Here is a 10311-nt window from a genome sequence, read left to right on the forward strand (position 1 = left end):
GGCGGCGGCGTCGGCCACCCCGTCCAACCGCAGGTCGCCGGCCGTCCCGCCCCGCCCGGCGACCTGCGGTTGGACGGGGTGGCCGACGCCGCCGCCCGCGCGTTCGAGCTGCTGCCCGCCCCGCCCGGCGAGCCGCGGGTGCCGTCCGTCGCCGAGCGGCTGAACACCGACCCGGAGACGGTCGAGCGCGACCTCGTGAAGCTCGTCCTGACCGTCGTGGAGCTGCTGCGCCAGCTCATGGAGCGCACGGCGCTGCACCGCGTCGACCAGGGGGACCTGACCGAGGAGCAGGAGGAGCGGATCGGCATGACGCTGATGACGCTCTACGACCGGATGGAGGACCTCTGCGAGCGCCACGGCCTGACGATGGACGAGCTGAACCTCGACCTCGGCCCGCTGGGCACCCTCCTGCCGCCCTCCTGACCGCTACCCGTTCAGCTGGGCGATCTGGATGAGGTTGCCGCAGGTGTCGTCGAGGACGGCCGTCGTGACGGGCCCCATGTCCACCGGTTCCTGCGTGAAGCGGACGCCGAGGCCCTTCAGCCGCTCGTACTCGGCGCGGACGTCCGGCACGGCGAACGACGTGAGCGGGATGCCGTCCGCGACGAGCGCCTCCTTGAACGGCTTGGCGGCCGGGTGGGCGTCGGGCTCGAGGAGGAGCTCGACGCCGTCGGGGTCGTCCGGGGACACGACGGTGAGCCAGCGGTACTCGCCGGCGGGGGCGTCGGTCTTCTTCACGAACCCCAGCACCTCGGTGTAGAAGCGCTCGGCCCGCTCCTGGTCGTCGACGTAGACGCTGGTGATGTAGATCTTCATCGCTGCCTCGCATTCCGCTTGAGCCACCGGTCGGCGATGCGCTCAAGCGGTTCGGTGTCCAGGTCGTGGAACTTGTAGCGGCCCTCGCGCCGCGTCCGGACCAGTCCGGCGGCCTCGAGCACGGCGAGGTGCTGGCTGATCGCCTGCCGGGACGACGTGAGCCCGTGCTTGGTCGTGAGCCGCCCGCAGATCTCGAAGAGGGTCTGCCCGTCGCGCTCGGTCAGCTCGTCGAGGATCGTGCGCCGCGTCGGATCGGCCAGGGCCTTGAAGACGTCTTCCGCCACGCGCCCCAGCATAGGAAAGCTTCCACTTGCATATCAAGCCGGGACGTGCACGTTTATCGCCGCCCCGTCGAGGGATGGGGTCATCGGCACGGCGGCCGGAGCATTCTCCGGGGCGGGATGTCGAGAACCGGGCGGCGGCTCCGATCCATGGGCGAGGGCGCCCGCGAGGGGCGCCGCGAACGGAGGTTGCACGATGGGCGAGGTCACCTGCGACGTCACGATGTCCCTGGACGGCTACGTGGCGGGCCCGGAGCAGAGCCTGCGGAATCCGCTGGGCGAGGGCGGCGAGCGGCTGCACCGCTGGCAGTTCGAGCAGCGGGAGCGGAACGCCGCCGCGGTCGAGAAGATCACGGCGGCGGGCGCCTACATCATGGGCCGCCACATGTTCGCCCCCGACCGCGGCGCGTGGGACCTGGACTGGACGGGCTGGTGGGGCGAGGAGCCGCCGTACCACGCGCCGGTGTTCGTCCTGTCCCACCACCCGCGCGAGCCGGTGGCGATGCGGGGCGGGACGGTGTTCCACTTCGTCACCGACGGGATCGCGGCGGCGCTCGTCCGGGCCCGGGAGGCGGCGGGCGACCGGAACGTCGCGATCGCGGGCGGCGCGCAGACGATCGACCAGTACCTCGCCGCCGGGCTGATCGACGAGCTGCGGCTGCACGTGGCGCCGGTGGTCCTCGGCGGCGGCGCGCGGCTGTTCGACGGGGTGGGCGACCTCGCCCTGCGGGCGTCCGGCGACGCGCCCGGCACCGACCTGGTCACCCACCTCACCTACCGGATCTCCCGCTAGCCCGGCTAGCCCGCGGGCGGCACGAACTCCGGCTGGTCGATGACGCGCAGCCAGCTCCCGTCGGGCTGCCGCCGGACGACCTGGGCGCGGGCGCCCGCGCCGTCCCGCGGCGGCGTCGAGGTGAGCGCGATGTCCCCGTTGACGAGCGTGGGGAGCGGCTCCTCGGGCTCGAAGCGTGGGCGGTTCGCCAGGACCTTCTCCCACAGTTCGCGGATCGCCTCGCGGCCGACGGTGACGGCGCCCGGGGGGTACGCCAGCACGGCGTCCTCCGCGTACAGCGCCGCCACCCCGGCCGCGTCGCCCGCGTTGGAGCGCTCGACGAACAGGCGGGTGATGTCTTCGGGGCGCATGGCCTTCTCGTGATTCGGCATGCCTCCATCATCGAAGCCGGCCCGTCCATAAGTCCAAGAGATGTTTCTTCTGATCATCAGAAGGAGCAGTTATAGACATGGACGAGCGACGCGGCCCGGCCGCTTCCCTCGTGAGCTCGCGATCGGTTGTTAAGATCCGGCAATGCGGCTTTTGAGTGACGAGGACGTTCGCGCGCTGCACGCCAAGTACGCCCCGACCCAGGAGGCGTTCGACCTCGTCCACTCGCACTGCGAGACCGTCTGGCGCATCGCCGAGCACCTGCTCGCGCGCCGCCCCCTCGACGTGGACGCCGAGCTGGTCCGCGTCGGATGCCTCCTGCACGACATCGGCGTCTACCGGCTGTACGACGCGGACGGCGCGCTCGACCACGCGGGCTACATCCGGCACGGGATCCTCGGCCACGAGATCCTCGCCGACGAGGGGTTCCCCGAGGCCGTGTGCCGGTTCTGCTCGCACCACACCGGCGTGGGCCTCACCCGCGAGGACGTCCGCCGGCAGGGGCTGCCGCTCCCCGTCGCCGACTACCTCGCGGAGACGGTCGAGGAGGAGCTCGTCATGTACGCCGACAAGTTCCACAGCAAGAGCGACCCGCCCCGGTTCGTGTCCGCGGGCGAGTTCGCCCGGCACGTCCGCCGGTACGGGGACGACAAGGTCACCGCGTTCGAGGAGATGAGCGGCCGGTTCGGGCTGCCCGACCTGGCCGCCGTCCGCGCACCCGGCTGACCCCGGTCCGCCCGCCGCCGACGGGCGGACCGGGTGCGCCGGGCACCGCTCCCCCGGACGTCAGCGCGGGGCGCGGGGCAGCCCGAGGCCGATCATCGAGATCAGCTCGCGCTGGATCTCGTTGACGCCGCCGCCGAACGTCAGCACGAGGGCGCCCTTGACGCCCTCGTCGAGCCGCTCGATGAAGTCGGCGGTCGCGGGGTCGCCCGGGTCGCCGAAGCGGGCCAGCACGTCGCCGATGATCCGGCCGACGTCCTGCATCCGCTCCGAGCCGTAGATCTTGCTGGCGGACGCGTCGGCGGCGCCGAGCCAGCCGAGGTCCTGGTTCGCGGCGACCTGCCAGTTCAGCAGCTCGTTCACGCGCAGGTAGGCGTACACCCGGCCGAGGGCGCGGCGGACGGCGGGCTCCTCGATGGGCGGCCGGCCGTCCCGCCCGTCCGCCGTGCGGGCCCAGCGCTCGAACCGGTCGTAGGTGTGGCCGATGTTCCCGGCGGGGGCGAGGGTGACCCGCTCGTGGTTGAGCTGGTTGACGATGAGGTCCCAGCCCTTGTTCTCCTCGCCGATCAGCATGTCGGCCGGGACCCGGATGTTTTCGAAGTACGTCGAGTTGGTGTGGTGCCGGCCGTCCATCGTGATGATCGGCGTCCACGAGAACCCCGGGTCCCGGCAGTCGACGATGAGCATCGAGATGCCCTTGTGCTTCTTGGCGTCCGGGTCGGTGCGGGCGGCGAGCCAGACGTAGTCGGCGTGCTGGGCGCCGGAGGTGAAGATCTTCTGCCCGTTGACGACGTAGTGGTCGCCGTCCCGGACGGCGGTGGTGCGCAGGGCCGCCAGGTCGGTGCCCGCGCCGGGCTCGCTGTAGCCGATCGCGAAGTGGCACTCGCCCGCGAGGATGCGCGGGATGAAGTACTCCTTGTGCGCGTCGGAGCCGTACTGCAGGATCGTCGGCGCGACGGAGTTCAGCGTGATGAGCGGGTAGGGGACCTCCGCCCACGCGATCTCGTTGGCGAAGATCGTCTGCTCCACGGGGCCGTAGCCGCGGCCGCCGTACTCCTTCGGCAGCGCGACGCCGAGCATCCCGTCGCGGCCGAGCCGCCGCGTGTGCTCCATGAACTCGGGCCCGAACGGGTCGCGGCGGATGGCCTCGGCCTGCTCGGCGGTCAGGCAGCCGCGGAAGTACTCGCGCAGCTCGGCGCGGAGCTTCTTCTGCTCGTCGGTCAGGTCGATGAACATTCAGTCCTCCCGGACCCGCACGAGGGCGCCGATCGTGTCGAGGGTGTCCTCCGCGCCGCCGAGCAGGTGCCCGTAGTGCTTGCCCCAGGCGAAGTAGCGGTGCAGCGGGTAGGTGACGTCCAGGCCGATGCCGCCGTGCAGGTGCTGGCAGGTGTAGAGGGCCTGCACGACGGGCTCGCAGGCGTTGAACGCGGCGACCGCCAGCACCTCGTCGGCGTCGGGCGCGCCCTCCGCGAGCCGCCACACGCCCGCCCAGACGGCCACGTCGAGCGCGCGCTTGGCGATGTAGACGTCGCCGATCTGCATCGTGACGGCCTGGAACTGCGCGAGCGCCCGGTCGAACTGCTCGCGCGTCTTCACGTACTCCTTGGTGAGGTCGAGCGCGCCCTCGATCACCCCGGACGCGACGGCGACGGCCCCCGCGACGGCCGTCCGGCGCAGGGTGTCCCACGCGGCGCCGTCCGCGCCGGCGTCGGGGCCGCCGAGCAGCGCGTCGGCGCCGACCCGGACGCCGTCCAGCGCGATCCGCGACAGCGGCTCGGAGATCGCCGACGGCTGCGCGGTGATCGCGACCCGCGACGGCTCGACCAGGAACACGCCGACGCCCGCGCCCTCGACCCGCGCCGGGACGAGGATCCGCGCGGCCTCGCGGGCGCACGGCACGAACGTCTTGACGCCGTCGAGCACGTAGCCGTCGCCGTCCCGGCGGGCCGTAGCCCCGACCTCCCCGGCCGGGCCCGGCTCGCGGTACGCGCCGGTCAGGACGGTCTCGCCCTCGGTCAGCGGGGCGAGCAGCGCGCGCTGCTCCGCCGTGCCGTGCCGGGCGATCGGCAGCGCCGCGAGCGCCAGCGACGCGTACGCCGGGACGGGCGCGACCTTCGCGCCGACCTCGCGCAGCACGACGGCCAGCTCGACCGGGCCGAGGCCCGCGCCGCCGACGTCCTCGGGCAGCACGACGCCGAGCAGCCCGGCCTGCGCGAGGGCCTTCCAGGTGCCGCCGTCGAACGCGGGCCCGCCCTTGCCGTGCTCCTCGTCGAACGCCTCCAGCCGTTCGGCCGTCGCCTCGCGCGCCAGGACGTCCGCGGCGAGGCCGCGGAGTTCGCCCCGGGTCTCGTCGAGGTTGAAGTCCACTCATCCGCTCCCTTCCAGGAGGTGCGGCCGGCCGCGCCGACCCCACGGCCGAAAGTAGAACAGATTCTACTTTGTGTCCAGAGGGCTGATCGGCGCCCGTTCGGGCGCGATTCACCTAGCATGGCCGCGTGGACGGGACGGCGACGGACGGCCGCACGGCACCCTGCGCCGACCGTTCAGATAACAGGTTCTTGCAACCGTTGTAGGCTGGGGGGCGACACGGCGGGCGATCGGGCCCGCCCGAAGGGAATGTGAGGACCGTGACCGCAGAGCCGACCGTGGCCGAGGACGAGAGCCCGGGTCAGCCCGCCGGGCGGGCGGGCCAGAACGCGCGGTCCCGCAGCCAGCACCAGCGGCGCAAGCGTATCGTCCAGGCGGCGGCCGCGCTCGCGTCGCGCGGCGGCATCGACGCCATGCAGATGCGCACCGTCGCCGAACGGGCCGGGGTGGCGCTCGGCACCCTCTACCGCTACTTCCCGTCGAAGGACGACCTCGTCGTCGCCGTCGTCGGCGAGGAGATCGAACTGCTCGAACGCAGCATCGAGCGCCGCCCGCCCCGCGCGGGCACGTCCCCGCAGCGGGCGGTGGAGGCGCTGATGCGCGCCACCCGCGGCCTGATGCGGGAGCCGGAGCTGGCCGCCGCGCTGATCCGGTCGCTGCTGCTGTCGGACGTCCAGACCGACTTCAGCGACCGGATGACCGGCCTGCTGCTGCGCGCCGCCCTCGGGCCCGAGACCGGCGCGACCGGCGGCGGCGCGCCCGAGAGCGGCGCGCCGGAGCCGGGCGCCCGCGTGGACGACCCCCGGCGGGTGATGGCGCGCGCGCTCACCGCCGTCTGGACGATGGAGATGATCGAGATGCTGCGCGGGCAGGCCGGGGCCGACGAGATCCAGGCCCGCCTGGAGATCGCCGCCGCGCGGCTCCTCGCCGACTGAACGCGGACGGGCGGCCGGAGGACCCGCCTCCGGCCGCCCGTCGCGTTCCGCGCTACGGAAGCTGCCCGGCGTCGTCCACGATCCCGGTCTTCACCTGGACCGTCAGCCGCATCAGGTCGCCCTTGCGGAACGCGAGGGTCCCGTCCTCTCCCCGCGTCGAGTGCTCCCTGATCGCGACGGCCCGCTCACCGAGGTAGCCGTACGTCTTCGGGTCGAAGAGGATCTCCTCGTGGAGGTACCCCTCGGTGATCCGGCCGAGGGCGATCGCCTGCCGCCCGGACATGTCCAGGCGCCCCTCGACGAGCGTCACGTCCGGGATCTGCTTGATCGCCCGGAACACCGCCGCCTCCAGCTTCGGCGGCAGCACGTTGTCCCGCAGGATCGTGCTGAGCGTCGTGTAAGCCGTCGCGTAGCGCCCCTCGGCGGTCTCGCCGAGCCCGCCCATGTCCGCGTAGACCCACGTCAGCAGCGCGTCCGGGTCCGTCGGCAGCTTCGCCAGGCTCGCGTAGTCCGACGGCGGCGACCCCGCGATCATCGGCGACCGTTCGAGCCGCCCGTTCTCCATGTACGCGATCATCTTGCCGTCGGCGCGCGTCCAGCTCTTGTTCGTGCGCGTGTCGGCCGGGTCGTCCGACAGGGGCCCGTTGGGGGTGTCGCCGCGCCGCGACCGCGACTCGACGTAGACCCACTGGTCGGGGCGGGGCGCGGTGAACGCGCGGGTCTCCGCGGACATCGCGGCCCGCTCCAGCAGCTCGGACGCGTTCGCGACCGGTCCCGCCGGGATGCCCGGGACGACCGGCGCCGGCCGTCCGTGCTCGTCCACGCCGCCCGACTGGAGCACCGTCACGCCGACGACGGCGGCGGTGGCGAGCGCGCCGACCGCGGCGAGCCGGATCCCGAGGCGGGGGAGGCGCCCGCCGGGGGCGTGCCGGGGCGCCGCGGCGGGCGCGCGTCCGGCGGTGCGGTCCATGAGGGCGGCGCGGGCGCCGGTCCGGGCGGCGGACGAGGGCGCCGCCGGCTCGTCCCACGCCTCGCGCAGGGCGTCGATGTCGTTCATCGGATGGTGTCCTCTCCCAGGTCGAAGCCGCCGCCCAGTGCGGCACGGATCTTCTTGCGGGCCCGGTGCAGCCGCGACCGGGCCGTCCCGGCCGGGATGCCGAGCGCCTCGGCCGCCTCCTGCACGCCGAGGTCGGCCCAGGCGACCAGGAGCAGCACGTCCCGGTCGCCGCGCGACAGCTTCCGCAGCGCCTTGGCGAGCGGCCCGCGCGCGGCCTGCGCGTCGAGCCGCCCGGCGACGCGGTCGGCGTGCCCGGCGTCGGCGGCGGGAGCCGCGGCGCGGGCCAGCGCCCGGTACTGGCGGGCCTCCGCGCGGTGCTGCCGCGCGATCAGGTTGGACGCGATCCCGTACAGCCAGGGCCGGACGTCCGCGCGGGACGCGTCGTAGCTCCCGCGCCGGTCGAACGCGATCAGGAACGTTTCGGCGGCCACGTCGTCGGCGAGCGTCGGCCCGAGGCGCCGCGACGCGTACCCGTGGATCGCGGCGTAGTGCCGGTCGAACAGGGCGGCGAAGCACTCCGGTTCCGTCAGCGAGCGCCGGACGATCTCGGTGTCGCCGTCGATGGCGGGCGCCGTCATGCGCGCCCGCCCGGCGGATCGGGGGGACGCGGGCGGTCCGGGGACGCCGCCCGCGTGGGGTCAGAAATCATGTCGTGCCTTCCGCTGTGAGCGTCGGTCACTCCCGCTTCGCCGATCCCCCGGCGCGCGTTCGCGGTTTTTCCGCCGAGACGGGCGGCCCCTTCGACGACAACGGGATACACACTGAAAAAGCCCTCGAAGGCGATTCATTGTGGCCGGTCGTCCTCGCCCGTACAGTCCGGCATGCGGGCTCCTCCCCGCCGCGAGGCCCCGCCCCGGCCGCCGCTCCCCGCGGCGGGCGGCCGGTCCCCCCACCGTGGGCGGCCGGGGCGTTCCGCTGTGTGACCGGCCCGTCCCGGACTACGCTGGGCGCCGACAGCGCCGGGACGAAGAAGGTGTGCAGTGACCGAGCAGGAACCGATCCTCAGCGACGGGGTCATCATCGAGTTCGTCGACGGCGGCGACGTCCCCGTCCGGCACAAGGACTTCGGTGAGCGGGCCGTCGTGATGCGCGACGCGAAGAACCCCGAGGGCCCGATCCTCTACTTCACCGAGGCCGAGTGGGACGCCTTCATCGCGGGCGTCAAGGACGGCGAGTTCGACGACCTCCTGGAGGAGGAGCCCGCCGAGGGGGCCTGACCCCCGCTCCGGCCCCGCGCTCCGCTCCGGACCGCGGGGCCGAATTGCCCCGGTTTCGACGGGCATGTACCCCTCATCGCACGAGCCCGCCGCGCGGGCGGGCGGTCGAAGGGGGCGACCATGACCGACGTCGAGATCATCGAGACCGCCGCACTGGGCGACCGCAGCCACGTCGCGCACGACGGCGGGCACGCCATCGTCATCGACCCGCAGCGCGACCTCGACCGCGTCTCCCGCGTCCTGGACGGACTCGGGGTGCGCTGCGCGCTCGTCCTGGAGACGCACGTCCACAACGACTACGTGTCCGGCGGCCTCGAACTGGCCCGCGCCACCGGCGCCGACCACGGCCTCCCGGCGTCCGCCCTCCTCGCGTTCGACCACCGCCCGCTGGCCGACGGCGACGAACTCGACGTCGGCGACCTGCACGTCCGGGCCGTCGCCACCCCCGGCCACACCGACGCCCACCTCGCCTACGCCGTCGACGGCCCGGGCGGGACGGCCCTGTTCACCGGGGGCTCCCTCCTCTACGGGACGGTCGGCCGCACCGACCTCGTGGCCCGGTCCCGCACCCGCGAACTCGCCCGCGCCCAGTACCGCTCCGCCCGCCGGCTCGCCGGCGTCGCCGGCGACGACGCCCGCGTCTACCCGACGCACGGGTTCGGCAGCTTCTGCTCGTCCGCCCCCGCCACCGACGACGCCGTGTGGACGCTCGGCGACGAACGCGCCCGCAACGACGCGCTGACCGAACCGTCCGAGGACGCCTTCGTCGACCGCCTCGTCGCGGGCCTCTCCGCCTACCCGCGCTACTACGCCCAGATGGGCGAGCGGAACATCGCGGGCGCCGGCCCCGCCGACCCCGCCCAGCTCCCGCAACGCCTCCGCCCCGCCGCGCCCCACCCGCCCGCCCTCGCCCCCGCCGCGTGCGCCGCGCCGGGCGCGAGCGTCCCGGACGCCCGGTCCGGCCACACCACCCGCCGCGCGCCGATCCGGCCGGGACCCCCGACGACCGTCGCGACCGCGACCGGATCGCCCTTCCCGACGGCCGCGGCGACCTCGCCGAACTCGGGGAACGACTCCGGGCCGACGGGCTCCACCAGCACGTCCAGGATCCCGCCGCACGTCAGCCCGACGGCGAACGCGTCGTCGTCGCTCACCCCGTACCGCCGCACCACCGCCTCGCCGGACGCCAGCACCTCCCGCGCCACCTCGTACACCGCGCCCTCGACGCACCCGCCGGACACGCTGCCGGCCGCCTCCCCGCCCGCCGACACCGCCATCGCGGCCCCGGCCGGGCGCGGCGCGCTGCGGAACGTCCGCACCACGGTCGCCAGCCCGAACGTCTCCCCGGCGGCGAACCACCCGCCCACGTCCCCGAGCACGTCACGCATGACCGCCTCCGCTCCCGACGGCCCCGCCCACGTCGTCCGGCACTTCACTCATCGCACGCCATCTTCCCCGCCAACCCGGCACCACCGCGCCCTGCACCGAAAAGCCTCGCTCCCCACACGCACCGGCAGGCACACCCAGCCCCACGGCGCAACGACCGGCGCGGGGACCCGCCGCTCGCCGGGCCCGCACGGCCGGAGCACGACCTTCTTCCCCGCCCCGTTCGGCACCGAAAGGCGCGCTCCCCGCACGCACCGGCAGGCACGCCCGAACCCCGCATGGCGCAACGGGCGGCGCGGGGTACGGCGTTCGGCGGGCCTGCGCGGTCGGGGGCGCGGCCTTTTGCCGCCGGGCGGCGGCAAAAGGC

General features: G+C 74.2%; 13 protein-coding genes and 1 pseudogene. 6 read left to right on the top strand and 8 right to left on the bottom strand.

Annotation, left to right across the window (positions count from 1 at the left end):
- Positions 1-423: gas vesicle protein K (locus DMH08_RS36055; protein ID WP_233618016.1), on the top strand; the 423-nt coding region annotated here is incomplete at its 5' end.
- Between the two features lie 3 nt (positions 424-426).
- On the opposite strand, the gene DMH08_RS36060 is transcribed toward DMH08_RS36055, so the two are convergent.
- Positions 427-816: a VOC family protein gene (locus tag DMH08_RS36060; protein ID WP_125620648.1), complete on the bottom strand. Its 390-nt coding sequence runs from the start codon at positions 814-816 to the stop codon at positions 427-429.
- Positions 813-1112 (bottom strand): ArsR/SmtB family transcription factor, encoded by a 300-nt coding sequence (locus DMH08_RS36065; protein WP_199748168.1) that lies wholly within the window; start codon positions 1110-1112, stop codon positions 813-815. The genes DMH08_RS36060 and DMH08_RS36065 overlap by 4 nt, the downstream gene beginning before the upstream one ends.
- Positions 1113-1293: 181 nt before the next feature.
- On the opposite strand from DMH08_RS36065, the gene DMH08_RS36070 reads away from it, so the two are divergent.
- Complete coding sequence (locus tag DMH08_RS36070) at positions 1294-1890, top strand: dihydrofolate reductase family protein (protein ID WP_026401124.1); 597 nt, start codon at positions 1294-1296, stop codon at positions 1888-1890.
- 5 nt (positions 1891-1895) lie between these two features.
- On the opposite strand, the gene DMH08_RS36075 is transcribed toward DMH08_RS36070, so the two are convergent.
- Complete coding sequence (locus DMH08_RS36075; protein ID WP_026401125.1) at positions 1896-2261, bottom strand: YybH family protein; 366 nt, start codon at positions 2259-2261, stop codon at positions 1896-1898.
- A 142-nt stretch (positions 2262-2403) separates the two neighbouring features.
- Here DMH08_RS36075 and DMH08_RS36080 point away from each other — a divergent pair, with 142 nt between their 5' ends.
- Positions 2404-2985 (top strand): HD domain-containing protein, encoded by a 582-nt coding sequence (locus DMH08_RS36080; RefSeq protein WP_125620651.1) that lies wholly within the window; start codon positions 2404-2406, stop codon positions 2983-2985.
- A 60-nt stretch (positions 2986-3045) separates the two neighbouring features.
- On the opposite strand, the gene DMH08_RS36085 is transcribed toward DMH08_RS36080, so the two are convergent.
- Both DMH08_RS36085 and DMH08_RS36090 read right to left on the bottom strand, forming a co-directional pair.
- Positions 3046-4218, bottom strand: coding sequence for an acyl-CoA dehydrogenase family protein (locus DMH08_RS36085; RefSeq protein WP_125620653.1), 1173 nt, complete (start codon positions 4216-4218; stop codon positions 3046-3048).
- Positions 4219-5349: an acyl-CoA dehydrogenase family protein gene (locus DMH08_RS36090; RefSeq protein ID WP_026401128.1), complete on the bottom strand. Its 1131-nt coding sequence runs from the start codon at positions 5347-5349 to the stop codon at positions 4219-4221. It abuts the gene before it with no gap.
- A 260-nt stretch (positions 5350-5609) separates the two neighbouring features.
- On the opposite strand from DMH08_RS36090, the gene DMH08_RS36095 reads away from it, so the two are divergent.
- A complete protein-coding gene (locus tag DMH08_RS36095; RefSeq protein WP_125620655.1) occupies positions 5610-6284 on the top strand; it encodes a TetR family transcriptional regulator in 675 nt (224 codons plus the stop codon).
- Positions 6285-6336: 52 nt separating this feature from the next.
- Here DMH08_RS36095 and DMH08_RS36100 read toward each other — a convergent pair whose 3' ends face one another.
- Both DMH08_RS36100 and DMH08_RS36105 read right to left on the bottom strand, forming a co-directional pair.
- A complete protein-coding gene (locus DMH08_RS36100) occupies positions 6337-7341 on the bottom strand; it encodes a CU044_5270 family protein (RefSeq protein WP_125620657.1) in 1005 nt (334 codons plus the stop codon).
- Positions 7338-7919, bottom strand: coding sequence for an RNA polymerase sigma factor (locus tag DMH08_RS36105; RefSeq protein WP_026401131.1), 582 nt, complete (start codon positions 7917-7919; stop codon positions 7338-7340). The genes DMH08_RS36100 and DMH08_RS36105 overlap by 4 nt, the downstream gene beginning before the upstream one ends.
- A gap of 402 nt (positions 7920-8321) precedes the next feature.
- On the opposite strand from DMH08_RS36105, the gene DMH08_RS36110 reads away from it, so the two are divergent.
- Together DMH08_RS36110 and DMH08_RS42140 are read left to right on the top strand one after the other, a co-directional pair.
- The gene (locus DMH08_RS36110) at positions 8322-8558 is read left to right on the top strand and encodes a DUF397 domain-containing protein (RefSeq protein ID WP_034516820.1); all 237 of its coding nucleotides are present in this window, start codon (positions 8322-8324) and stop codon (positions 8556-8558) included.
- Between the two features lie 120 nt (positions 8559-8678).
- Positions 8679-9116, top strand: a pseudogene (locus tag DMH08_RS42140) (MBL fold metallo-hydrolase); the annotation flags it as partial.
- Positions 9117-9364: 248 nt separating this feature from the next.
- Here DMH08_RS42140 and DMH08_RS36120 read toward each other — a convergent pair.
- On the bottom strand, positions 9365-9946 hold the full coding sequence (locus tag DMH08_RS36120; RefSeq protein WP_125620659.1) for an XdhC family protein: 582 nt from the start codon (positions 9944-9946) through the stop codon (positions 9365-9367).
- Positions 9947-10311: the final 365 nt, after the last annotated feature.

Source organism: Actinomadura sp. WAC 06369 (genome assembly GCF_003947565.1).
Lineage (GTDB): Bacteria > Actinomycetota > Actinomycetes > Streptosporangiales > Streptosporangiaceae > Spirillospora > Spirillospora rifamycini.